The organism is Luteococcus peritonei (assembly GCF_039526385.1).
Lineage (GTDB): Bacteria > Actinomycetota > Actinomycetes > Propionibacteriales > Propionibacteriaceae > Luteococcus > Luteococcus peritonei.
The window spans coordinates 159,312-184,311 of the sequence record NZ_BAAAIX010000026.1 but is presented as its reverse complement, the minus strand read 5'-3'; the positions used below and the strand labels follow the sequence as shown (position 1 = coordinate 184,311).

Genomic DNA, 25,000 nt, shown 5'->3' with positions numbered 1-25,000 from the left:
GGGGCCATCTGCCAGCGTTTGGACGGACCATGCCGCTCTGGTCGTGCTTTCAAGCCCTCTGAAGGCCATGATGACCGCCGCCTGAGGGGAGATTCCTACCAGACTCCGCGCCTCGTGAAACTCGCTCGGGGGAATGGACAGGTGATCCATCGCTTGGTCCAGCTCCGTCACCCGGCGACGAGCCTCGTACTGTTCCTGTCTCTTCTGACGGGCATTGACCGGCTTGCTCGCGCGTAACGTCCTGGGATCGTCCTTCTGTACTGCCCCAGGACGCGATGCAGACCCTGGCATGTCCTCCCGCTCACGGAGAATCTCGTTAGAGGCATGGGTAGGCAAGGGAACGACGCTCAGCGATTGAGTTTCGCCAGACCCCCATTGATGGTTGGTTGATTGCTAGTCGCGAGCCGTCAGACCGCAGGGGTGGGTTGGTTGGTTTCCCTGCGCGCTGACCGGCGCCGGGCGGTGTCACAACGTGATGGACACCGCGACCGACAGTGTGACTGCAGCAGCCACGGTCGATGCGGTCAGGCCCCAGCCCGCGTCGCGTGGAGCGACGTCATGATCCAGGCCGAACAGGAGTCCGAAGAACCCGGACGGGATCGCCAGCAGGACGAGAGCCTGCCGTTCAAGCAGAGGCGAGATGGGCAGGGCCGCGCACAGCCCCAGGCCGATGAGGGGCTGGATGAGGTTTTTGGCGATGACGATGGCGCTGGTGTTGCGGGATATCCCCAGACGTTGGGTCGACAGCACCAGGCCGGTCACGAACAGCGCCGCGCCGCCGGCGGTCTGCGCCAAGGGGGTGAGGGTGGTGTGGAGCCAGCCGGGGAACGGCACTGCGACCAAGACCCACACAGCCCCCGCGAGGGGCGCGAAACAGATCGGCTTGCGGAGGGTTGCGAGCAGCGTTGTCCCCACCTGGCGTGCCGTGACGTGGTCGTCAGGGTTCGTGCGCAGGAGCACGATCGTCGCCGGCGTGATGGTCAGGGACCCTGCGGCGACGGCGAGGGACACGGGGAGCGCCGCCGACGGGCCGAAGAGCGCACCCAGCAGCGGCAACCCCACCGCAGCCGAGTTCGGCATGGCCGCGGTGATGGCCAGCACCGCGGCGTCATGCCGCGCGACGTGATGGATTCGTCGCAGTAGCGGCCACATGCCGGCGAACGTGATCGCCATGGCCGCCATGATCACCACGAGCAGCCACGTGGCTCCCAGAAGGTCAGCGCGTGAACTGGAACCGATCGCGACGAACATGGCGCACGGCAGCGCAAAGTTCATGACGAACGAGTTCAACGCCGGGATCTGAGTCGTGTCGATGAGACGACGTGACCCGGCAAACCACCCCATCCCCGTGGTCACCATCACCGGCAGCAGGGCCGAGATGACGATCATCAGCTCATGCACCACGATGACTACATGCCTTCCCGCTCACCGTCGACCACCGAAACCTGGGAAGCGCCGTGGCCTGCAGGACTGTGGATGTGCGACCTCGTCGGACCAGCACCCGCAGGGTTCCTGCTGACAGCCGACGAACAGGCCTACCTGCGCGGAGCCGACCCCGGTCGACGGGCAGAGTTCACCGCGGTCCGTTGGTGCGCCGGTGAGGTCCTGCATCGGCTCGGCGTGGACGACCGGCCGCACCTCGTGCCAGGCCCGGGAGGAAACCCGCCATGGCCGGCCGAGGTCCTGGGCAGCATGACCCACACGCACGGCCACGTGCTGGCCGCCGCGGCACGGACCGACTCGGTGTCCCTGCTGGGAATCGACGCGGAACCCAACCGACCCCTCACCCCCTTCGGGCGGGACCATGCCTGCAGCCCAGACGAACTCGCCGCCACGCAACGATGGCCTGCCTGGGTGGCTACAGATCGCCTCATCGCATCCTGCAAGGAAGCCTTCTACAAGGCTGTGTTCCCCCGGGACGGAAAACCCCTGCAGTTCCCCGACGTCCAGGTGACGCTGCGCCCGGACGGAATCTTCACCGCCCGGGAACGGGGCACGGACACCGACCTGCCGGGACGCTGGCAGATCCGCCGCGGGAACCTGGTCACCGTCGTGGCGCTCCCGGGCGTGGCGGGGGAGGGCTGTTAGCACCACGGGTCCTGGGGGGTGGTGTGGTGGATGGGGGTGGTGGTGGCGCCGAGTGGGGCGCCGGTGCCTCGGCCGCGGTGCAGCAGCACCTCGGCCATGATCGCGACGGCTGTCTCTTCGGGGGTGTTGGCGTCCAGGTCGAGTCCGATGGGGGCGTGCAGTCGGGCGATCTCGTCGTCGGTGAGGCCCGCCTCGCGCAGTAATTGGGCCCGGTCGGCGGTGGTGCGGCGGGAGCCGAGTGCGCCCACATATCTGAATGGTTGCCGCAAGGCGATGGACAGGGCGGGGATGTCGAACTTTGGGTCGTGCGTGAGCAAGAGCACCACGGTGGAGGGGGGCAGGGCCGATGACTGCAGCTGCTGGTCGAGCCACCGGTGCGGCCACGCGGTGATGACCTCGTCGGCGTCGGGGAACCGTTCCCGCGTGGCGAAGGTGGCTCGGGCGTCGCACACGGTGACGTGGTAGCCGAGGAACTTGCCCAAGGTGGTGGCGGCCCGGCTGAAGTCGATGGCGCCGAAGATCACCAGCCTGGGCGGTGGGGACCAACGGCAGACGAGAACTTCTGTCCCGTCGGCGGTGGTGCTCAGCAGGGCGTCGTCCCGGTCATGGTTCGCGGCCGCGACGCGGCGGGCGTGTCGGGCAAGGTCTGAGACGGCATCCCCGCCTTCACCGCCGGGTCCGGTGTCGACACATTCCCACGCGGGGGCGGGGCAGGGCGTCCCGGGCTGGGTGGTGACGGCGATGGCAAGGGCGGTGGGCTGGTGGTTTCGCAGGCAGGCCACGGCAGCCTCGAGGGCGTCCCGGTGGGGTGCGTCGGTGTCGGCGAACGGGGTGATGTGGATGTCGATCTCTCCGCCGCAGGTGAGTCCCAGCCGCAGGGCGTCGTTGCCGCTGACGCCATAGTGGTGGGCGCTGCTGGTGCCGGTGCGCAGAACCTCCAACGCGGCTTCGTGGACGGCGCCTTCGATGCAGCCCCCGGACAGGCTGCCGAACGCGCGGCCGTCCTGGGTGACGAGCATGAACGTACCGGCGGGGCGGGGCGCGGACCGCCAAGTGCGGGTGATGACCGCGACGGCGAAGGGGTCCCCGGTGGCGAGGATCGTCTCGAGGTCGTCAAGCAGCTCGCGCATCGGGGTCTCCTCGAAATGATGGGGCGCTCCAGCGGTGGGGGAGCATGTCGGCCACGGACAGCAATTGTTCCTGCGACCCGGACCCAACCAAGGCATCCATCCAGGGCAGGGCGGATCGCAGGCCGCGGGTCTGGGGAGTCCATCCGGGCACGGCGGCACGTGGGTGCAGCCAGAGCAGACGGTGAGCCAGCAGGCTGGCTCGGCGGGTGGCCTCTCCCAGGGCGGAAGGATCGCCGCGTTCGAGACCGTCTGAGCACACCAGCAGCAGTGATCCGCGCAGCGGACCGCGGCGGCCCCAGTCCACCAGCTCGACCAGCCCGTCCGAGAGTCGGGTTCCCGACCCGTAGTCGGTGATGGTGGCCCGCAGCTGGGTCAGAGCGTCGCCGGGGTCGGGATGGGAGCGCAGCACATCGGTGTAGCGGTGCAGGCGGGTGGACACGGTGAACACCTCCGCGGTGGTGGCGTGGTGGGTGGCCACGGCAAAGGCTAGGTGCAGAGCCGCGTCGGCGCGCATCGAGCCGGACACGTCCACGACGATGACCACACGTCGGGGGCGTGGTCGGGTGCGGTGTCGTTCGAGGTGGCGGACGAGTCCTGCGTTGGACAGCAGCGCACGGGTGGTGGCTGCGGGGTCGATGGTGCCGCGGGGCCGGTCGTAGCGGCGGCCGGCCCGCAGGGGCGGGTTCGTCCGGATGTGGCGGATGAGGTCATCCATGAATGCCCGCTCCCCGGGAGCAAGGTAGGCCGCTGTGGGGGCTTCGCGGTGGTCGTCATGGGCGACGGCCTGGGGGAGGGAACCGGGATCGGTACCGGTGCCACCGGAGGAGGGAAGAGGGCGTTCGGCTGGTGGGGGTGCGGGGGCCAGAGTGCCGGGAGATCCGAAGAACTGGTCGAACAGCCGGTCGTGGACCTCCACCTGTTCCGGGCTGGTGCAGCACGATGCGCGGCAGGCTGCCTTCACCTGGCTGCGGGCCGCGGGGTCGACCCACGCCACCGCCTGGGTCATCGTCAGGAGCTGGTGGGTCGACACGTCCATCCCTGCGGCGCGCAGGGCGTGGGTGAACCCGGTCAGGGTCTGGGCGAGATCCATCTAGATCAACGCCGCCCGGGCCAGGGCAAGGTCGTCGGCGTGCTTGACCACCGTGGGCAGGGTCTGGGCAATGGAATGTTCGTCCAGCACAGACACATCCAGCAGCGAGAGCGCGCGGGCCCAGTCGATGGCCTCGGCCAGGCCGGGGGGTTTGACCAGGTGGGCGGAGCGCAGGGCCCCGATCCGTTCCACCACCGCCGCCAGGAGGTCGGTGGAGGCCTCCGGCACGTGGCGGCGCAGGATGGCCAGCTCTGCCGGCGGGGTGGGCAGTTCCAGGAACTGGTAGAGGCAGCGGCGCTTCAAGGCGTCGTGGACGTCGCGGGTGCGGTTCGAGGTGATCACCACCACCGGTGGGGTGGCGGCGCGGATCGTTCCGATCTCGGGGATCGTCACCGTCCACGTGTCGAGGAATTCCAGCAGGAACGCGTCGAACTCGTCGTCGGCGCGGTCGATCTCGTCGATCAGCAGCACGGCGGGGCGCCCCGGCGTCGAGGTCTGGAGGGCGTGGAGGACGGGGCGGGCCAACAGGAAGTCGGACGACCACACGTCCCCGTCGCGACCTGCCTGGATCTGGAGCACCTGGCGGGGGAAGTCCCAGTCGTAGAGCGCGTGGTGTGCCTGGATTCCCTCGTAGCACTGCAACCGGATCAGCGGCGCCCCGCCGACGGTGGCCAGCGCCTGCGCCAGGGCGGTCTTCCCGACACCCGGCTGGCCCTCGCAGAACAGCGGACGGTGCATCGACAACGACAGCCACACGGTGCACGCAAGATCCGAGTTGGCGTAGTAGCCCACCTGCTCGAGGTCGCGCTGGAGGGCCTCGACGGGGGAGGTCATGAGTGGCCTCCCTTCAGGGTCCACGTTGCCAACCCGGCGGGGTCGTCGACGTCCCAGCCGCTGGCCAGGTCACCGCACTCGACGGCCCGAACCTGCTGGCCCGCCAGCCACGGCCCGGCGCCGCGGGGCCCCCCGGTCGCGGCGCGGACCGCAGCCCAGTGCGCTCGTCCGAGGACGACGGGGTGGCCTGGGGCTCCGTTGAACCATGCCCGCGCCAGCCCGTGGTCCTGGTCGGGCAGGGTGGCGGTGAGGACGCGGGTCACCACGTCCGCGGTCACGTCGGGGGTGTCGACCAGGTGGAGGATCAGCTGCCTCGCCTCGGTGGTCTCGGCGTGGTCGAGGGCGGCGTGGAGTGACTCGCCGATCCCGAGTTCCCACGTGGGGGCGGTGACGAGGTCCACGCCCGGCGGCAGGGGCAGTGCTCGGACCTGTTCGGCTGCCGCCCCGATGACGGCCGCGACCTGGTCGCAGCCGCTGGCGCGCAGCACGCCCAGCGCCGCCGCCAGCCATGAGGTGCCGTCGGCGGTCTCGACCAGCGCCTTCGGGCGTCCCATCCGCTGCCCGGCGCCCGCCGCCAGCACTACTCCCAGGGCAAACATCGCCCCAGCCTAGGCGCTGACTGCGTCGCGGGCCAGGGCAGCGATGGCGCCGGTGAAACACTCCATGGGGGGTGACACGAGCCCCGCACCCACCTGGCCCGTCCCTGCGACAGCTCCCGCCATGCCAGTGTTGATCTGCGGCAGGACGCCGGTGCGCACGACCTGGCAGACGTCGATGCCCGACGGCACGCCGCGGAACTCCAGGACGGGGACCTGCCACATGGGGTGTTCCGAGGCGGTGATCTCGTACATGGTGCGCGTCGTCCGCAGCGCAAACGGCACGTCCCCGCCGACCAGCTTCACGATGGCCGGCGAGGTGGCCATGGCGAACCCGCCGATGCCGGCGGTTTCGGTGATGGCGGAGTCGCCGATGTCGGGGTTGGCGTCCTCGGGGCCGTAGTTGCCGAGGAACAGGCCCTCCGGAACCTGCGCGGGGCCGGTGAACCACTCCGCGCCGGTGCCGGCGGTCTGGATGCCGAAGTCGGTGCCGTTGCGGGCCATCGTGACCACGATGCTGGAGCCCGGAATGTCCTTCGCCGCCGCCATGGTCAGCTTGCAGGTGGGCATGACGATGTTCAACGCGAAGTGGTCATTGGCGCCGATGAAGCGGCACACCTCGGCCAGGTCGGCGGGGGGCGCCGTGCCGCCCACCAAGCTGGGCAGCAGGTCCCGCAGCAGCATCAGCGTGGCGGAACGGTTGCGGTTGTGTCCCTCGTCGCCCATTTGCAACATCTGCGCCACGATCGCCTTGGTGTTGATCGGGCCGTGGTCGCGAACCGCGTCGGCCAGCACCGGGCCCAGGATCTCGGCCATCCAACGCAGCCGCGTCAACACCTCGTTGTCGTAGGCGCCGTAACGCAGCACCTTGCCCAGTCCCTCGTTGAGGGAGCAGTAGGCCTTCGTCCCGTGCGCCGGATCGACCAGCTCGAACATCCACATCGACGGCGACACCACACCGGCCATCGGCCCCACCGCGTCATGGTGGTGGCACGGAGCCAGCTCCACACCGCCAGCGGCCAGGACCTTCTCCGCCTCCTCCGGGGTGGCGGCGAGGCCCTCGAACAACATCGCCCCGATCAGGGCGCCCCGCATGGGGCCCGATGCCCGATCCCACGTCAGCGGCGGCCCCGCATGCAGGAACTGCCCCTTCTGAAGGCCCAGGGCTTCACGTGCGGGGATCAGGCGCACCAGCTCCGCCCCGGCCGCATGCATCCGCGACACCGCCAACGCATTCGCCTCGGCCCGGCGGGGATCGGCCATCACCCGCACCAGGTCAGCCGTGGCCACCCCCGCAATCGGCGGCTGCCAGTCCACGTCGACCACCTCCACCTGCTGGGAGCGCAGGGCGTCGCCGAACAGGCCGGCGCCGGCGGTGACGACGGACGGGTCGGCGGTGAGAAGTCCGCTGAGGGGGGTGGTCATCGGGTGCCTCCAGTGAGCAGGGCCAGGGCGTGGCGGGTGGCGTGGGCGTTCGACACGAACACGGACGCGCCCGCTGTGTGGAGGGCCTCGGCGCATGCGCGCAGGCCCTGGGGGTCGGCGTCGGTGCCGATGAGGCTGACGACGACGGGCAGGGTGCGTCCGGCGGTGGTGGCGGCGTCGCGGGCCTCGCGGATGGCGGCGGCGAGGTCTGCGGCCGGGTCGGGATGGGCTCCGTGGCCGAGGATGAGGTCGAGCAGCAGGACGCCGCAGTCGGGGTCGGTGCCGGCGGCGGTGATGCGCTCGAGGCGCGCGGAGGGGTCGATCATCGGGTGGGGGCGGCCGCGGGTCATCTCGTCGTCGCCGAAGTCGATGATGGTGTGGCCGCTCGGGGTGGCCGTGGCCGACATGTGCCGTTCGGGGTCGGTGGTGAGGTTGGAGCGGACGGCCCCGAGGGCTGGTTCGGTGAGGAAGAGGGTCTCGTCGGCGAGGGTGCCACCGCAGAAGTAGCCGCGCAGGCTGGGGGCGGTGGCGGTGCTTGGGGTGATCCAGCTGGGCCACTGCGGGACCGGTGTGCCGCGGGAGGTGAGGACCTGTTCGACGGCGGTGGTGAGGTCCGGCAGGCCCGGGCCCAGGGTGGCCCAGTGGACGGGGGTGGTGCCGGTGTCGGCGAGCGTCTCGAGGTCGGTGACGACCTGGGGGTCGGCCGGTTTGGAGACGACGATGATGGTTTCGGTGGCCGGGTCGGACTGGAGGGCGGCGAGGGCCTGGTTGGCGGAGCGGCCCCCGACGGCGGCAGTGAGGTCACGGCCTCCCAGCCCGAGGCAGTGGCTGATGCCCACGCCGGCGATGTCGAGCAGGCACATGACCTGCTGGGCTCCGGTGCCCGAGGCTGCGATCATGCCGACAGGACCACGGCGGACGGTGTTCGCGAAACCCAGCGCCATGCCGTTGACTACGGTCGTGCCACAGTCGGGGCCCATCACGAGCACGTCGTGGCGGGCGGCGGCGTCCTTGAGGATGACCTCGTCCTCGACGGTGACGTTGTCGGAGAACAGCAGCACTGAACGGCCCTGCGCGATCGCGGCGAGGGTCTCGACGGTGGCGTGGGCGCCCGGCACCGAGATCACGCACAACCGGGACGCATCACCGGCGCGGGCCAGGGCGGTGTCCACCGTGCGGGGAGTGACGTCGCTGTCGGAGGAGGTGCTGGAGCGTCCCGCGTCGCGCAGCTCGCGCAGGGCGGCGTCGATGACGCCGATCCCGGCGGTGACGGCCTCGTCACTGTCGGCGCGCACCGCGATGAGCAGGTCATTGGGACCCGCCTCGGCGGGGATGGCGAACCCGGCGCCGGCGAGCAGGTCGATGTTGAGTTCCGTGCCCATGCCGATCTGCGCCTCCTGGACGCCGGGGGCGCGGCGGGCCTGCTGCGAGACCTGCATCAAGCTGACGGAGTCGTGGTACACGCCGTGGCGTACGTCGACGTGGTCGGTCATGGATAGTCCTCTCGCGGAGCGTGGGCGCCCGGCCCCTCCCCACCCCGACACTGGCTGGTGGTGAGGCGTGCCAGGCATGTGGGCTTCCTCTAAGGCGAGGCTAGAGTGCCTGTTACCCTCAGGTCATGGGCAAAAGTGACAAGGCGACACCCGTTTTCGGGCAGGAACTGACGGAGGGGCAGGTGTTGTTCGGCGGCGAGGACATCGCCGGCGCCCCCGCCGTCAGCATGGCCGACCTCCTCACCCTGCCCGCCCTCGAGAGCTGCACCGTCATCGGCGGAGCCACCGGCCTGGACCGGCCCGTCTCCGGGGTCAACATCATGGAAGTCCCCGACGTGTGGGAATGGGTCAGTCCCGGACAGGTCCTGCTGACCACCGGCTACCCCCTGCGCGACGCCGGCGCCGACCTCACCGACCTGCTCACCAAGGTGGCCGCCGCCGGACTCACCGGACTGGTCCTCAAACCCCACCGCTACGTCCCCGAACCCGACCAGGCCACACGCGACCTCGCCGACACCCTCCACCTGCCCCTGGTCCTGCTCGGAGACGGCACCGGCTTCGACGTCATCCTGCGGCAGGCCCACTCTCTGTTCCTCGATCGACGAGCCGAAGCCCTCGCCCGTAGCGAACGCATTCTCGCCGCCCTGATCGACCTCGTCGTCTCCGGCGGCTCCCTGGCCGACGTCTGCTCCGACCTGGTCGTCGAAGTCGCCGACGCCGCCTTCGTCACCTCCATGGACGGCCGCATCCTCGCCCACGCCACCGGCGACGGCACCGACTGGACAGAAGTCACCGCCCTGTCCTGCCTCGACCGCTCCGGCCGGTTCAAGGTCGAAGCCGAACCCGCCAGCGTCGTCGTCCCCGGACCCCTCAGCCGACTCAGCGTCCCCATCCTCGTCCGTGGCCGCCACGAAGGACGCCTCGTCGTCCTGCGCCGCGACGGCCTCGACACCTGGGACGTCCACGTCATCGGACAAGCCGCCGCCACCGCAGCCCTCGTCCTCACCAAAGAAGCCGCCGTCGCAGCCGTCGAGAACAAGTACCGCACCGACTTCCTCCGCGACGCCCTCACCGGCCGCGCCGGCGACGACCACGAAGTGATCCAGCACGCCGCCGCCCTCGGATGGAACCTCAACCGACCCGCCCACGTCATCGTCGCCCAGGTCGGATGGCAGGACCGCCACCCCCTCAGCGCCGCCGACGAACAATCCTTCCAAGAACGCTTCGCCCGCGCCTGGGAACGATCCGTCCACGCCACCGACCCCGCAGCACCCGTCGGCGGCTACTCCCACGAAGTGGTTGTCATCATCGCCGCCACTCCCGGCGGAACCCCCGAAGACATCCACCGACGCGTCACCACCATCGCCAAAGCCGTGCGCGGCGAAGGCGGCGGCGGCCGCCGCCCCTTCACCACCGGCATCTCCCGCACCATCACCACCCCCACCGACCTGCCCCGCGCCTACGCCGAAGCCACCCGCGCCGCCGCCGTCGGCAAACGCATGCAGGGCATCGGGTCCATCACCCACTTCGACACTCTCGGCGTGTTCCGCCTGCTCTCCCTGGTCGACCCCACCGAACTACGCCAATTCGCCCACGAAACCCTCGGCACCATCGCCGACGACACCCCCGACGCCGAAGACCTCCGCGAAACCCTCCGCGTCCTGCTCGAACACAACATGAACGTCGCCGAAGCCTCCCGACTCCTGCACTTCCACTACAACACCCTGCGCTACCGCATCACCAAGCTGGAACAACGCCTGGGCCCCATCACCACCGACCCCCACCGCCGCTTCCAGGTCGCCCTCGCCCTCCACGTCCTCCAGATGAAGGGCCTCGACGCGGACTCCTCCACCGCACCCGGCTGATGGCACCTTGTGCCAAGGGCGCTCCCGTTTTGCTGGCAGGGATAGCCACATCGATGGTGTGTCGTTAACGTCTAGCGTTCACACATCCAACCCCATGGCGGGGCAGGGTAAGGAGTGTCGGACATGGCATTGTGGACAGTTCACGGAGACGGCAAGACGCTCGCGCCTGGCGATGTGGTCGCGCCAAACGAACGACTGAGCTGGGGAAGGACCATCGGTCTGGGAGCCCAGCACGTGGTGGCCATGTTCGGGGCCACGTTCGTGTTCCCCATCATCATGGGCCTCAACCCGCAGCTCGCGATCATGATGAGTGGCATCGCCACCATCGTGTTCCTGCTCATCGTCCGCGGACAGATCCCCTCCTACCTGGGCACCTCGGCGGCCTTCGTCGGCGGCATCGTCAACATCAAGGCCTCCGGCGGCACCCCCCAGCAGGTCACCGGCGCCATCTTCGTCGCCGCTCTGGCCCTGATCCTCGCCGGGTTGTTCGTGCGGTTCATGGGCGCCGCGGTCCTGACCAAGATCCTGCCCCCGGTGGTGACCGGCGCGGTCGTCATGCTCATAGGTTTCAACCTCGCCCCGGTCGTGGCCACCCTCTACTGGCCCCAGGACCAGTGGACGGCGTTCGTGGTCATGGTCGCCGTCATCCTCATGAGCGTCGGTCTGCGCGGATTCATCGGCCGCATCTCGGTGTTCCTGGGCCTCATCTTCGGCTACGCCCTGTCGTGGATCTTTGACAAGGCCCTGGGCCCGATCACCTCCTACAACGCCGGCACCGGCAAGGTTGACACCCACTACCGCGTCGACTGGACCGCAGTGAAGAACGCGGACTGGATCGGTTTCCCGCCCCACACCGACAACGCAGCCGGTATCGTCGGATGGCACTTCCCCGACATCAAGCTCCACTTCGTCCTGCTCGCCCTGCCCGCCATCATCGCCCTGATCGCGGAGAACGTCGGTCACGTCAAGGCAGTGGGGGAGATGACCGGCGCCGACCTCGACGGGCGCATGGGGGACGCCATCGCCGGTGACGGTGTCGGCAGCGCCATCGCCACCTTTTTTGGCGGCTCGCCGACCACCACCTACGCCGAGAACATCGGCGTGATGGCCTCTACCCGCGTGTATTCCACGGCCACCTACATGGTCGCGGCCCTCACCGCCATCCTGTTCGGCTTCTCCCCGAAGTTCGGAGCCGTCGTGTCGGCCACCCCCGGCGGTGTCCTGGGCGGAATCACCGTCGTCCTGTACGGCATGATCGGCCTGCTGGGCGCCAAGATCTGGAAGGAGAACCGGGTTGACTTCTCCAACCCGCTCAACCTGGTTCCCGTCGCCGCCGGCATCGTCATCGCCATCGGCAACACCAGCCTCACCTTCCCCGGCGGCTTCTCCCTGGCCGGCATCAGCCTGGGCACCATCGTCACGATCGTGATGTACCACGCGGCGCGCCTCGTGGCCCCTGCTAGCTTCACCGACGACGCCGGAGGCGCCGCCATCCTCGTGGCCCGCCCCGGCGACCAGGACCTCGACTACATCGGCTTCGAACACGACCACGGCCAACGGGGACGCCGCGCCGATTTGGACCGATAGCACACCAACCCCCCCTTAGGAGGGACATCGTGAAGCCAGCACCATTCACCTACCACGCGCCACGCACCATCGACGAGACACTCACCCTGCTCGCGGAACTGCCCGAGGCCAAGGTCATGGCCGGTGGTCAGAGCTTCGTGCCCGTGCTCAACATGCGCCTTGCATCCCCCCAGCACCTCATCGACATCAACCACGTCGAGGGACTCGACACGGTGGCAGTCACCGACCAGGGCGTCACCATCGGCGCCCTGGTCCGCCACGCCGAACTGGAACACCACGACGGCGCCTACGCAGCCATCCCGCTGCTGCGGCAGGCCGTCAGCAGAGTCGCCCATCCCGCCATCCGCAACCGGGGCACCACCGTCGGATCCATCGCCCACGCCGACCCCTCGGGAGAAATGCCGGCCATCCTGGCCCTGTGCGACGGCACCCTCACCGCCCGCTCGGTACGCGGTGAGCGGACCATCAAGGCCGCTGACTTCTTCGTCGGTCCGATGGAGTCCACCCTCGAACATGACGAGCTTGTCACCCACGCCACCTTCGCCCGGTTCGCCCCCGGCACTCGCACCGCCTACGACGAACTGGCTCGCCGCAGCGGCGACTACGCCGTCGTGGGCGTCGCGGTGGCCGTCACCGTGGAGGACGACACCATCACCGCCGCCCGCGCCTCCTTCGTCTCGGTGACCGACGCCCCCGACGTCCTCGACCTGTCCGGCATGCTCACCGGCCACCCCGCGATCGCACCCGACGAGCAGACCGCCGCCCAGCTCGCCCAGGCCGTCGCCGAGCACGTCGACCCCGTCGACGACATCCACGCCAGCGCCGAGTACCGCCGCGAGGTGGCCAGCATCCTCACCCGCCGGGTCTTGACCACAGCCCTTGCCCACACCCCTGAAGGAGCCCATCGATGAGCGTCTCCGAACACCCCTCCTTTGATATCGAGACCCACACCGAAGACATCCACGAGGTGCGCCTCACCGTCAACGGCGTGCCCCGCACCATGACCGTGCCCGCCCGCCGGCTCCTGTCCGACGCCCTGCGCCACGACCTCGGACTCACCGGCACCCACGTCGGCTGCGAGCACGGGGTCTGCGGCGCCTGCACCGTCCTGCTCGACGGCCGCCCGGTTCGCTCCTGTCTGCTGTTCGCCGTCGGGGTCGCTGGCCAGGACATCACCACGGTCGAGGGGTGCGGCAACGGCCCCGACGACCTCGGCCCCGTCCAGCAGGCATTCGTCGAGTGCCACGGCCTGCAGTGCGGCTTCTGCACCCCCGGTTTCGTCACCACCATCACCGCCTTCCTCGACGAGCACCCCGACCCCACCGAGGAGCAGGCCCGCGAGGCGATCTCCGGCAACCTGTGCCGCTGCACCGGCTACCAGAACATCCAGAGAAGCGTCATGCGGGCCGCCTGCATCAAGAAGGAACGCGGCCCCCGCCAGGCCAACCCCGGCGCTGAGACCGAACAGGAGCAGCCCCGATGAGCGGCAAGTTGATGGGCGCCTCCGTCCAGCGACGTGAAGACCCGCGCCTGGTCAGCGGCAACGGCCGCTACACCGACGACCTCGGCCCCGGGGCGCTGCACGCCGCGTTCGTCCGCTCACCCCACGCCCACGCCCGCATCCGCGAGATCCACGTCGACGACGCCCTCCACGTCGAGGGGGTGATCGCGGTGTGGACCCACGACGACCTCCACGGAGCCAGCGGTGAACCGCTGCCCATGTTGTTGCCGCACCCCTCCATCGAGAACCCCGTCACGGCGCACGCCCTCGCCAACGGGGAGGTCAACCACGTCGGCGAGGCCATCGCCATGGTGGTCGCCACCGACCGGTACGTGGCCGAGGACGCCTGCCAACGCATCCTCGTCGACTACGACGTGCTGCCCCCCGTCATCGGGCTCGAACAGGCACGCGAGGCGACCCGACTCGTCCACGACACCGCACCGGGCAACATTGGCGCCCACCTCGTCCAGAGCGTCGGTGACGCTCCCGCCGCCATCGAGGACGCGCCCCACGTCCTCGAACTCGACCTGAACTTCGAACGATCCGCCTGCATGCCGATGGAGGGCAAGGCCGTCCTCGCCAGGTGGGACGAGTCCGACCAGAAGCTGCGGGTCCACTCCTCCACGCAGACCGCCACCGGCCTGCGTGCGGCACTGGCCGCCAAGCTCGAGTTGCCCCTGTCCAAGGTCGACGTCATCACCCCCGACGTGGGCGGAGGGTTCGGCGTCAAGATCAACCACCCGTGGCCAGAAGAGCTGTGCGTGGCCGCCGCCGCCCTGCGCCTCAACACCGAGGTGAAGTGGATTGAGGACCGCCGCGAACACTTCATCTCGTCGGCCCACGAACGCGGACAGATCCAGAAGGCGCGGGTCGGGTTCGACGACCAGGGCCACGTCCTCGGCCTCGACGTCACCTTCTGGCACGATCACGGCGCCTACCTGCCCTACGGCGTCATCGTCCCGCTGAACACCTCGGTGCAGCTGGTCGGGCCCTACAAGCTGCCCAACTACCGGGTCGAGTACTTCTCCCTCTACACCAACACCGTCATCGTCACCCCCTACCGGGGAGCGGGACGCCCCCAGGGCGTGTTCATCATGGAACGTTCGATGGACGCCATCGCCGACGAACTCGGCCTCGACCGCGCCGAGGTGCGGTCCCGCAACTTCATCCAGCCCGAGGAGATGCCCTGGGACGTGGGTCTGATCTTCCAGGACGGGCGGCCCACCATCTACGACTCCGGCAACTTCCCCGCCAGCCTCGACAAGCTCAAGGCCCTCGTCGGCTGGGACGACTTCGAGAACTACCGCGAACAGGCCCGCGCCGAAGGCCGCACCGTCGGACTGGGCATCGGATGCTACGTCGAAGGCACCGGCATCGGCCCTTACGAAGGTGGCCACATCCAGGTCGAGACCAGCGGCAGGGTCAACGTCGCCACCGGCGTCACCACCCAGGGCCAGGGCCACCAGACCTCCTTCGCCCAGATCGTCGCAGACGAGCTCGGCGTCCCCCTCGAGGACGTCCACGTCACCACGGGCGACACCCGCCGCTTCGGCTACTCCGTGGGAACCTTCGCTTCCCGCGCCGCGGTCACCAGCGGCTCGGCCGTGCACCTGGCCGCGAAGAAGGTCAAGGAGAAGGCACTGCGCATCGCCAGCCAGTCCCTGGAGGCCGACCCCGAAGACCTCGAGATCGTCGATGGGTTCATCCGCATCAAGGGTGACCCCGAGAACAAGATGTCGCTGGGCATGATCTCGGTACTGTCCAACCCGCTGCGCTACGCCTTCGACGAGACTGCCCGCGCAGCCACCCAGTTCTCCCCGGTCCAAGACCTGTCCAAGCCGCCGGTCCCCGACGGGGAGGAACCCGGCCTCGAGGGCAAGGACTACTATTCGCCCACCGGCGCCACCTTCGCCAACGGCATGCACGCCGCCATCGTCGAGACCGACCCCGAGACGGCCGATATCAAGATCCTGCGCTACTGCGTCATCCACGACTGCGGCCGCATGATCAACCCGCTCATCGTCGAGGGCCAGGTCCACGGAGGAGTGGCCCAGGGCGTCGGGGGAGCGCTCTACGAGCGGATGGTCTACGACGACTCCGGGCAGCTACTCAACGCGTCGTTCATGGACTTCCTCATGCCCTTCGCCACCGAAGTGCCCCACGTCGAGACCGACCACCTCGAAACCCCCAGCCCCTCCAACCCGCTGGGCATCAAGGGCGCCGGGGAGGCCGGCACCATCCCCGCTTCGGCCGTCATCGCCAGCGCCATCGAGGACGCCGAAGGCTTCCCCATCACCCGGATGCCGATCTCACCCCACGAGCTATGGGAGCTGCGCCGCCGCCACGCCCGTGGGGAACTGCCCTCCCTCAAGCGCGGAAGACCCGCCGCCGACCCGTCCGAGGCCCCCACCGACCGCACCGGGGTTCCCCTTCCCGACAAGGCGGAAACACCCCAGACCTACGACGCCGTGATCATCGGCACCCAGACCGCCGAAGAGCTCCGCTCCGAGGCGCCCAAGAAGGAGGAGTGAGAATGCAGATCACCGGAACCGCCCACATGGATGCACCCGTCGACGTGGCCTGGCAGGCCTTCCACGACCCCGGCGTGCTGTCCCGCACCATCCCCGGCCTGCAGTCGCTTGAGGCCACCGGCGTCGACGCGTACAAGGCAACCATCAGCGCCGGCGTGGCCTCCATCAAGGGCACCTACACCGGCCAGGTGGCCCTCACTGAGCAGGTGGAGCAGGAGTCGTTCCTGCTGCGTGCCTCCGGCGCGGGCGGCCCGGGCACCATCTCCGCGGACGTCCGCGTGAAGATGGCCGAGGCCACGGACGGGGGAAGCGACATCGAATGGGTCGCCGACGCCTCCGTCGGTGGCGCCGTCGGCGGGGTGGGGCAGCGCATGCTCCAGGGTGTCGCCCGCAAGATGGCCACCCAGTTCTTCGCCGCGATCGATGCGGACATCGCCGCCGGCGGCATCGGACGCGCCCCCGAAACCCCGGACACCGCCCCCGCGACGGCGGCTGCGCCGCTGGTGGGGGAGCCGCGTCTCGACCCGGCGGGCGCGGTCGCCTCGGCGCATCTGGCGCCGGTCGCCGTCCGCGGGCAGGGTGAGGATCTGCGCGCCGCCGCGTTTGGGGCGTTGATCGCGCTGGCCGGTGTCGGGATCGGGCTACTCGCCGGTCGCCGCTGATGCGCGCGTTCGCCGCCGCGGCCGTCCAACTCGCCCCCGCCCCGGGACCCCTCACCGCCGCGACGGTGACCGCGAACGCGGACAACGCCCGTGCGTGGGTCGAACGGTGTGTCGAGGCCACCGGGGCGGAGCTGGTGGTGCTGCCCGAGTCGGTGACCACCGGTTTCACCCCCGGCTGCGCCGCAGCCGAGCTGTGGGACGTGGTCAGCGAGATCCCGGGCCCCATCGCCGAGCCCTACCAGCGCCTCGCCCAGGACCTGGGGATCCACCTGTGCTTCGGCAGCTACCGGCGAGGCGACACCCGCGGTGAAGTGTTCAACAGCGCCGTGCTGGTGCTGCCCGACGGGTCAATCGGCGGGGTCTACGACAAGACCCACCCGTTCATCTCCGAATCCGTCGTCACTTGCGACGCGGGATGGGTGACCCCCGGCAACGATGTGTGTGTGGTCGACACCGACCTGGGCAGGCTGGGGATGATCATCTGCTTCGACGGTGATTACCCGGAACTGTCCCGCATCCAGGCCGTCCTGGGCGCCGAGGTCATCTGCCGGCCCTCGGCGCTGCTGCGCAGCGCCGACATCTGGGAGCTGACCAGCCGGGCCCGGGCCTACGACAACCACGTCTATGTCATCGGGGCGAATGCGACCGGCACTGACGCGGCCGGGGTCCACTACTTCGGCAACTCCCACATCATCACCCCGATCGCGCACACGCTGGCCAAGGCCGCCTCCCATGAGGGTTGGGTGAGTGCCCGCCTCGAACCCGACCAGGCCCTCGCCAGCCTCACACCGGGCAGCAACATCGCCCAGGGGTTCGATCACCTCCGCGACCGCAACCTCACCCTCATCGCCCGCCACAGCGATACGTTGATCGCCCCCGCGGCGACAACCTTCCCCCACGGGGCATAGCCGCCTCGTCGGGGGGCGGCACCCCACGCGCCAACCATGGCGCACCCTGCCAGCGCCCGCCCCTTTCTTTGGCACATGTTGCCGAGGATGGGGGCCGGGTGGGCGGATTGAATCATCCCTAAGCCCCAACCGAAAAGGACGCCCATGGCCACTCGAAGCATTCGGATCGGCATCGACACTGGCGGCACGTTCACAGACGTCGTCGCCTTCGATGAAGAATCCGGCACGCTCACGACGACGAAGACGCCGTCGACCCCCAGCAACCCCGCCGACGGCTTCATCGCCGGCGTCGAAAGGGTCCTGGAGATCCTGGGCGCAACCGGTGAGGACGTGACCGCCGTGTGCCACGGCACCACGGTTGCCACCAACCAGCTCCTCGAGGGCAAGGTCGACGAGCTCGGCTTCATCACCACCGAGGGCTACGAGTTCGTCCTCGAGATCGCCCGCCAGGCCGTGCCCGATGGCTACGGCAACTCCTACTTCTGGGTCAAGCCCGACCGCATCGTGCCCGCGCACCTGGTCAAGACCGTCGGCGGTCGACTCGACTTCGAGGGCAAGGAGGTGCGCCCCTTCGACGAGGACGGCGCCCGCGCCACGGCCCGCTGGTTCGCCGAGAAGGGCATCATGACCATCGGCGTCAACTTCCTGCACGCCTACGCCAACCCCGACCACGAGCAGCGCATGCGCCAGATCCTGCGCGAGGAACACCCCGACGCGGTGGTCTCCCTCAGCAGCGAGGTGCTGCGCGAGTACCGCGAGTACGAGCGGTCCATGACCACGCTGGTCGACGCCGCGGTGAAGCCGAAGGTGTCGCGCTACGTCACCAACATCCACGAACGCCTCGACGCGTTCACCGGCGTCGGCACCAGCGACCGGGACCGGATCCCGTTCTACATCATGAAGTCCAACGGCGGTGTCCTGTCGGCCGATGAGGTCGTCAACCAGCCCATCACCACCGTCTTGTCCGGCCCCGCCGCCGGCGCGCTGGGCGCGGGCCTCATCGCCCAGAAGGCCGGCTTCGACAAGGTCCTCACCTGCGACGGCGGCGGCACATCCACTGACGTGACCGTCGTCATGAACGGTGAACCGGCCCTCACCACCGAAGGGTCCGTCGGCGCATACCCCTCCAAGATCCCCATGATCGACGTTGTCACCGTCGGCGCGGGCGGCGGGTCGATCGCGTGGACCACCCCGGAGGGGCAGCTGAAGGTCGGCCCCCACTCCGCCGGTGCCGACCCGGGCCCCCTGTGCTACGGCAAGGGTGGCCAGCAGCCCACCATCACCGACGCCCACGTCATGCTCGGCCGCATCCCCGCGCACCTGCTCGGCGGCGAGATTCCCCTCGACGCCGACGCCGCCCGCCGCGGCATCGAGGACCTGGCCCAGCGACTCAACCTCAGCCCAGAGCAGTGTGCCATCGGCATCCTTGAGATCTCGGCCTGGAACCAGGCCAACGCCCTGCGGCAGATCTCGGTCAAGCGCGGCCTGGACGTCCGCGACTTCATGCTGGCCACCTTCGGCGGATCCGGATCCCTGCTGGCCTGTCGTCTGGTCGACATCCTCGACCTGGCCGGCGTCGTCGTCCCGCAGAACCCGGGCAACGTGTCCGCCTTCGGACTGCTCACCGTCGACGTGAAGAACGACTACGTCCAGACCCACGTGGCCCGCCACAACGGCCTCAACCTCGAGGCCGTGGCAGGCATCTTCGACGACCTGAAGCAGAGCGCCGCCGAGGCGCTCACCGGAGAAGGATTCCCCGCCGAGGCGCACCGCTTCCAGCGCACCGTCGACATGCGCTACCTCGGCCAGGCCTTCGAGGTGCGGGTCAACACCCCGGAGGGGGAGATCACCCAGGAGTGGGCTGACCAGGCCGCCGAGACGTTCCACGCCGAGCACCGCTCCCTGTACGGCTACGACTTCCGCGGGGACGAGTCCCAGCAGGTCGAGTGGGTCAACCTGCGTGTCTCCGGCATCGGCCCCATCACCCGGCCCGAGCTCAAGCCGATCGAGAGCGCCGACGGCGCCGCACCGCTGGAGGAACGGGCGCTCCGCAGCACCCGCGATGTGTCCTTCGACGCGGATGAAGGACGGGTCGCGACCCCTGTCTACTGGCGCGCCGACCTGCGCTCCGGGGACCAGATCACCGGCCCCGCGATCATCGAGGAGTTCGGCTCGACCGTGCCACTCCATCCGGGCTTCACCCTGCGGGTCGATGACCACGGAAATCTCATCATCAAGAAGGAGGGTTCGAAGTGAGCCAGACCACCACGACTGCACAGGACTCGGGCTCGATGCTGTCGATGACCCCCCTGCAGGGCGAGGCCCTCGAGGCCTACATCGCAGCCAAGCCCATCAATCCCGCCGGCCTGCCCACCTCCTACGAGCACGGCAACAGGCTGACTCCGGAGGGCACCCACGTCGACCCGATCGTCGTCGAGATCGTCCAGGGAACCCTTGCCAGCGTCGAGATGGAGGTCGAGACCGCCATCGCCCGCACCTCGCGCTCCCCGATGATCCGTGACGCCCACGACTTCCGCGCCGGCATCCACGACCGCCAGCTCCGCAAGCTGACCGGCCGTTCCTACTCCGCCCTGGTGCACCCCATCGTGAGGGACTTCCCCCTCGAGACGATGCGTGAAGGCGACGTGTTCTTCCACAACGACGTCTACGAGTCCGAGGGCGGCATCGGCCACCTCCCCGACCTGTGCGTCACGGTCCCCGTCTTCCACGAGGGCAAGGTCGTCTGCTTCGTGCAGGCCTTCGGCCACCACGACGACATCGGCGGCGCCTGCCCCGGATCCATGCCCTCGGGAGCCACCAGCGTCCACGAGGAGGGCCTGTCGGTGCCCCCCATCAAGCTGTGGGACGCCGGGGAACCGAACCGGGCCGCGCTGCGGATCATGACCCGCAACTCCCGCATGCCTGACTCGCTGGCCGCTGACCTGGACGCGGAGTGCTCCGCCTGCCTCATGGGCGCCCGCCGCCTGGCAGAACTGTTCGCCCGCTACGGACACGACACCGTCGAGGCAGCCTTCGACACGATCCTGGACAACACGACCGAGATCTACCGCCGCGAGATCCTCGCCAAGATCCCCGACGGGCAGTACGTGTGGGAGGACTACGCCGAGCACGACGGCGTCAGCGAGCCGCAGCTGCACACCCAGCGCATCACCTTGACCAAGACCTCCACCGGGGGGCCGGGCAACGGCCCGAAGTTGATCCTCGACTTCACCGGTACCGCGGCCCAGGCTGCGGGTCCGATCAACCATTGCGGCGACTACGTGGGCGGCAACTTCCTCAAGAAGTGGCTGGCGCCCATCCTGCGCAACCTGGCCGACACCCCGGAGCGCATGGCGGAGCTCGACGTGAACGAGGGGATCGTCCCCCTCATCGAAATGCGGTTCCCGGAGAAGGGCACGCTGCTCACCCCGATCTACCCCGGCCCCACCAACGCGCGCACCTTCGTGATCCTGCGCCTGCTCGGTGTGCTGTCCGGTGTGGTCGCCAAGGCCGTCGACGGGCGCATGCCCGCCGACCAGGAGACCATCCGCTACACCGGGGTCTACGGCAAGGACCGCGACGGCAACGACTACCTGATGCGTGAGGTGCTCGGCGGCGGGTCGGGTGGCCGCTACTACGCCGACGGGGAGGACACCATCCACGTCGTCCCCGACTCGCGGAACCTGCCGACCGAGTTCACCGAGGGCCGCTTCCCGTTCCTGGTGGAGCGCCTCGGCCTGGCCATGGACTCCGGCGGCGCGGGCCGCTACCGCGGCGGACTGGGCTACGAGAAGCACATCCGCATGCTGAAGGACGCGCACTTCATGTCCATCGCCGACCGCTCGATCCTGGCGTGCTGGGGTGTCAAGGGCGGCAAGGCCGGAACCCCCTTCCAGGTCACCATCGATCCCGGCGGTCCCAACGAGCGCGAGATCGACGCGCTCGCCGACGCCGAGACCATCAAGGCCGGTGAAGTGGTGCGGATCCGCACCACCGGCGGCGGCGGCTGGGGAGACCCCCTGGAGCGTCCCATCGACGAGGTGCTGCGGGACCTGTCGTGGGGGAAGGTGTCTTTCGAGGGCGCGCGCCGCGATTACGGCATCGTGGCCAGCGGCACCAAGGAGGAACCGGTCATCGACGAGGCCGCCTCGCAGGCACTGCGTGACCAGATGCGCGCGGACCGCACCGGCGGGGAGGCGTTCTTCGACCGGGGCCCCGGCTTCGCGAAGCTCGACCCCAACAACCAGGGCGCACCCGCCTGCGACTGGCTGTAACAGGTGGCGCGCGGTGGTGCACCGATCAACCAGAGCTCGGTGCACCACCCATCTGAGCATCCTCGGGAGAGTCCATGAGCGAATCCGCCGCCCCTGTCGTGGTCACCGGCGCCACCGGGCAGACCGGCCAGACGGTCAGAGCTCTTCTGGCGCGTCACCACGTGTCGGTACGCCCTCTCAGCAGAACTCCCGCAGCAGATGAGGAACTGTTCGTCGTGGACCCGCTCACCGGAGCGGGACTCGACCCAGCCCTCGACGGGGCGGCGGCGGTCTATCTGATGGCGCCGAACCTGTTCGCCCAAGAGGTGGAGTGGGTCGACCACGTCCTGTGCGCCGCCTCCCGGCACGGGGTGGGTCGCGTCGTGTACCACTCGGTGATGCACCCGCATTGCGAGGCGATGCCCCACCACCTGCGCAAGGCCACCGCGGAGGACCACGTGCGCCGCAGCGGGCTCGACTGGACCATCCTCCAACCGGCCGCCTACCACCAGAACCTGCTGCGTCACATCAGCGCACACCACCTCGAGGTCCCCTACGACCCCACCCGCACCTTCACCAATGTCGACCTCCACGACGTGGCGCAGGTCGCCGTCCAGGCACTGACCAGCAACGACCTCAGCCACGCCACCTGCGAGCTCGCCGGACCCGAACGCCACACGGTCCACGACCTCGCCACCACCGCCAGCCACGTCCTCGACCGCCCCATCACGGCGCGACAGGTTCCCGTCCCACCCCACGCCTCCCCGGAGCTGCGGGCCATGTTCGCCTACTACGACCGCCACGGCTTCTCCGGACATCCGGGCACCGTGACCCAGCTGCTGGGCAGGGCGCCGCGGACATGGGCGCAAGCCCTCACCGACTCACCACAGAAGGACACCCCGTGACCGACGAAACATCCATGCCTCTCGAGGGCGTCGTCGTCCTCGACCTCAGCCGTGCCCTCGCCGGCCCCCACGCCGCCATGATGCTCGCCGACATGGGTGCCCGCGTCATCAAGGTCGAAATGCCGGGCCGCGGCGACGACACCCGCTCCTGGGGCCCGCCGTTCGTCGGCCCCAACCAGGACATCTCCACCTACTACCTGTCCTGCAACCGCAACAAGGAATCCCTCGAGCTCGACCTGGGCAACGCCGAGGACAAGCAGCTGTTGCTGCGGCTGGTCCGTCACGCCGACGTGCTCATCGAGAACTTCCGCCCCGGATGGCTCGACGGGGCCGGACTGTCCACCGACACCCTCCACGAGGCCAACCCCCGCCTGGTAGTGCTGTCCCTGACCGGCTTCGGCCACGACGGACCCGAAGGGCTGCGCCGCGGCTACGACCAGATCGGTCAGGGCGAGGCCGGGATCATGTCCATCACTGGCCCCGACGCCGACGCACCCACCAAGGTGGGAACCCCCATCGGTGACCTGTCTGCCGGCATGTACGGAGCCTTCGGCGCGGTCACCGCCTTGTACGAGCGGGAGCGCACCGGCCGCGGCCGCGTCGTGCGGGCCTCCCTGCTGTCCGCGCTGGTCGGCATCCATGCCTTCCAGGGCGCCGACTGGCTGGTCGGTGGGGTCGTGCGTCGCGGCGCTGGGAACCACCATCCCTCCATCGCCCCCTACGGCCTGTTCCAGGCCGCCGACGGGCCGGTGCAGATCGCGTGCGGTTCCCAAGACCAGTGGCGCCGGTTGTGCGGCCTGCTGGGGATCGACCCGGCCGCCGACGGCATGGCGACCAACCTCGAGCGGGTCCAGAACCGGGACCTGGTCATCGACACGGTCAACGCCGCCTGCTCCCGCATTCCCGCACTCGATCTGCTCGTACAGCTCGAAGACGCCGGGATCGCAGCCGGGAAGGTCCGCACCATCGACGAGGTCTACTCCTGGGAACAGACCCGCTCCCAAGGTCTGGTGATCGAGGTCGCCCATCCCGAGCTCGGGGCCATTGAACTGGCCGGCCCCCCGGTCCGCTTCGACAACAACGCCCACGCCGGGGGGCGGATGACCCACACCGCCCCGCCGGCGCTGGGGCAACACAACGACACCGTCCGGGCATGGCTCGACGAGATGGAAGGGCAGTGACATGAAGTTGCTGATCGCGCTCGGCGGGAACGCCATGACCGCGCCCGACGGATCCGCCCGCCCCGAGGACCAACGCCGCGCCATCGAGCAGGCGATGGAGACCGTTGCGGATCTCATCGCACAGGGCCACGACGTCATCCTCACCCACGGCAACGGCCCCCAGGTCGGCAATCTCCTGGTCAAGAACGAGCTGGCCGCCCAGACCGTCCCCCCCGTCTCCCTGGACTGGTGCGGCGCGCAGACCCAGGGAACGATCGGGTTCACCGTCCTCAACGCCCTCGAGGGGTCGCTGCAGCGGCGCGGCATCGACCGTCCCACGGCGGCGATCGTCACCCGCACCCTCGTCGACGCCGACGACCCGGCCTTCGCCGAACCCTCCAAACCGGTCGGCCGCTTCCTGCCCGCAGACCAGGCCCAGCCGCTCATCGACCTGGGCCAGAACTGGCAGGACCGGGGGGAGAAGGGGTGGCGTCGTGTTGTCGCCTCACCCCAACCCGTTGAGGTCGCCGACTGGCGCGCCATCCGCACCTTGGTCGAGGCCGGTTTCGTCGTCGTCGCCGGCGGCGGTGGCGGGATTCCGGTCACCCGCCTCGCCGACGGCACCCTTGCCGGGGTGGAAGCGGTGATCGACAAGGACCTCACGGCGGCGATGCTCGCCCACCAGCTCGACGTTGATGCCCTGGTCATCGCCACCGACGTCTCCTATGCCGTCATCGGCTACGGAACCCAGCAGGCGCGCAACGTGGAGCGCGTGACCATCACCGAGATGGAACACCTCGCAGCCGAGGGGCACTTCGCCTCAGGGTCTATGGCCCCCAAGGTGGAAGCCGCGCTGCGCTTCGTCCGCGCCGGCGGTACCACGTCGATCATCACCGCCCTGGACACCATCGCCGATGCCCTGGCCGGCACCACCGGTACCGTCATCGTCGCCGACCCGGCCTGACCTACCTG

Annotated in this window: 20 protein-coding genes; 13 read left to right on the top strand and 7 right to left on the bottom strand. The window is 69.4% G+C overall.

The window, feature by feature from the left end:
• Positions 1-465 precede the first annotated feature (465 nt).
• On the bottom strand, positions 466-1,401 hold the full coding sequence (locus ABD073_RS10685) for an AEC family transporter (protein WP_343874451.1): 936 nt from the start codon (positions 1,399-1,401) through the stop codon (positions 466-468).
• Here ABD073_RS10685 and ABD073_RS10680 point away from each other — a divergent pair.
• Entirely contained in the window at positions 1,396-2,088 is a 693-nt protein-coding gene (locus ABD073_RS10680) for a 4'-phosphopantetheinyl transferase family protein (protein ID WP_343874449.1), read from the top strand. The genes ABD073_RS10685 and ABD073_RS10680 overlap by 6 nt on opposite strands.
• On the opposite strand, the gene ABD073_RS10675 is transcribed toward ABD073_RS10680, so the two are convergent.
• From ABD073_RS10675 to ABD073_RS10650, 6 genes are read right to left on the bottom strand one after another with little or no spacing between them, the layout of a single operon-like run.
• Positions 2,085-3,218, bottom strand: coding sequence for an XdhC family protein (locus tag ABD073_RS10675; RefSeq protein ID WP_343874447.1), 1,134 nt, complete (start codon positions 3,216-3,218; stop codon positions 2,085-2,087). The two genes, ABD073_RS10680 and ABD073_RS10675, sit on opposite strands and share 4 nt — an antisense overlap.
• On the bottom strand, positions 3,202-4,308 hold the full coding sequence (locus ABD073_RS10670) for a VWA domain-containing protein (protein WP_343874445.1): 1,107 nt from the start codon (positions 4,306-4,308) through the stop codon (positions 3,202-3,204). Before ABD073_RS10670 ends, ABD073_RS10675 begins: the two co-directional genes overlap by 17 nt.
• Complete coding sequence (locus ABD073_RS10665) at positions 4,309-5,142, bottom strand: AAA family ATPase (protein ID WP_343874442.1); 834 nt, start codon at positions 5,140-5,142, stop codon at positions 4,309-4,311. It abuts the gene before it with no gap.
• Positions 5,139-5,741 (bottom strand): nucleotidyltransferase family protein, encoded by a 603-nt coding sequence (locus tag ABD073_RS10660; RefSeq protein WP_343874441.1) that lies wholly within the window; start codon positions 5,739-5,741, stop codon positions 5,139-5,141. Before ABD073_RS10660 ends, ABD073_RS10665 begins: the two co-directional genes overlap by 4 nt.
• 9 nt (positions 5,742-5,750) lie before the next feature.
• Positions 5,751-7,163, bottom strand: a complete 1,413-nt coding sequence (locus tag ABD073_RS10655; protein ID WP_343874439.1) for a YlbE family protein — start codon at positions 7,161-7,163, stop codon at positions 5,751-5,753.
• A complete protein-coding gene (locus tag ABD073_RS10650; protein ID WP_343874438.1) occupies positions 7,160-8,656 on the bottom strand; it encodes an AllF/FdrA family protein in 1,497 nt (498 codons plus the stop codon). Before ABD073_RS10650 ends, ABD073_RS10655 begins: the two co-directional genes overlap by 4 nt.
• A 125-nt stretch (positions 8,657-8,781) precedes the next feature.
• Between ABD073_RS10650 and ABD073_RS10645 the strand changes: the two genes are divergently transcribed.
• From ABD073_RS10645 to ABD073_RS10590, 12 genes are all read left to right on the top strand, one after another.
• A complete protein-coding gene (locus ABD073_RS10645) occupies positions 8,782-10,521 on the top strand; it encodes a PucR family transcriptional regulator (RefSeq protein ID WP_343874435.1) in 1,740 nt (579 codons plus the stop codon).
• Between the two features lie 123 nt (positions 10,522-10,644).
• A complete protein-coding gene (locus tag ABD073_RS10640) occupies positions 10,645-12,108 on the top strand; it encodes a uracil-xanthine permease family protein (protein WP_343874434.1) in 1,464 nt (487 codons plus the stop codon).
• 29 nt (positions 12,109-12,137) lie between these two features.
• Positions 12,138-13,019 carry an FAD binding domain-containing protein gene (locus ABD073_RS10635; RefSeq protein WP_343874432.1) on the top strand — a complete coding sequence of 294 codons (882 nt, stop codon included), beginning with the start codon at positions 12,138-12,140 and terminating at the stop codon, positions 13,017-13,019.
• Complete coding sequence (locus ABD073_RS10630; protein ID WP_343874430.1) at positions 13,016-13,591, top strand: (2Fe-2S)-binding protein; 576 nt, start codon at positions 13,016-13,018, stop codon at positions 13,589-13,591. Before ABD073_RS10635 ends, ABD073_RS10630 begins: the two co-directional genes overlap by 4 nt.
• Positions 13,588-16,140 carry an aerobic carbon-monoxide dehydrogenase large subunit gene (gene cutA, locus ABD073_RS10625; RefSeq protein WP_343874429.1) on the top strand — a complete coding sequence of 851 codons (2,553 nt, stop codon included), beginning with the start codon at positions 13,588-13,590 and terminating at the stop codon, positions 16,138-16,140. The genes ABD073_RS10630 and cutA overlap by 4 nt, the downstream gene beginning before the upstream one ends.
• Positions 16,141-16,142: 2 nt before the next feature.
• Positions 16,143-16,802, top strand: a complete 660-nt coding sequence (locus ABD073_RS10620; RefSeq protein ID WP_343874428.1) for an SRPBCC family protein — start codon at positions 16,143-16,145, stop codon at positions 16,800-16,802.
• Positions 16,802-17,710 (top strand): carbon-nitrogen hydrolase family protein, encoded by a 909-nt coding sequence (locus ABD073_RS10615; protein ID WP_343874426.1) that lies wholly within the window; start codon positions 16,802-16,804, stop codon positions 17,708-17,710. Before ABD073_RS10620 ends, ABD073_RS10615 begins: the two co-directional genes overlap by 1 nt.
• A gap of 144 nt (positions 17,711-17,854) precedes the next feature.
• Positions 17,855-19,966, top strand: coding sequence for a hydantoinase/oxoprolinase family protein (locus tag ABD073_RS10610; RefSeq protein ID WP_343874424.1), 2,112 nt, complete (start codon positions 17,855-17,857; stop codon positions 19,964-19,966).
• Positions 19,963-21,984 (top strand): hydantoinase B/oxoprolinase family protein, encoded by a 2,022-nt coding sequence (locus ABD073_RS10605; RefSeq protein ID WP_343874422.1) that lies wholly within the window; start codon positions 19,963-19,965, stop codon positions 21,982-21,984. The genes ABD073_RS10610 and ABD073_RS10605 overlap by 4 nt, the downstream gene beginning before the upstream one ends.
• 74 nt (positions 21,985-22,058) lie before the next feature.
• Positions 22,059-22,868 (top strand): SDR family oxidoreductase, encoded by an 810-nt coding sequence (locus ABD073_RS10600; RefSeq protein ID WP_343874421.1) that lies wholly within the window; start codon positions 22,059-22,061, stop codon positions 22,866-22,868.
• Positions 22,865-24,049 carry a CaiB/BaiF CoA transferase family protein gene (locus ABD073_RS10595; RefSeq protein WP_343874420.1) on the top strand — a complete coding sequence of 395 codons (1,185 nt, stop codon included), beginning with the start codon at positions 22,865-22,867 and terminating at the stop codon, positions 24,047-24,049. Before ABD073_RS10600 ends, ABD073_RS10595 begins: the two co-directional genes overlap by 4 nt.
• Before the next feature lies 1 nt (position 24,050).
• A complete protein-coding gene (locus ABD073_RS10590; RefSeq protein ID WP_343874417.1) occupies positions 24,051-24,992 on the top strand; it encodes a carbamate kinase in 942 nt (313 codons plus the stop codon).
• The last annotated feature ends 8 nt before the right edge of the window (positions 24,993-25,000 follow it).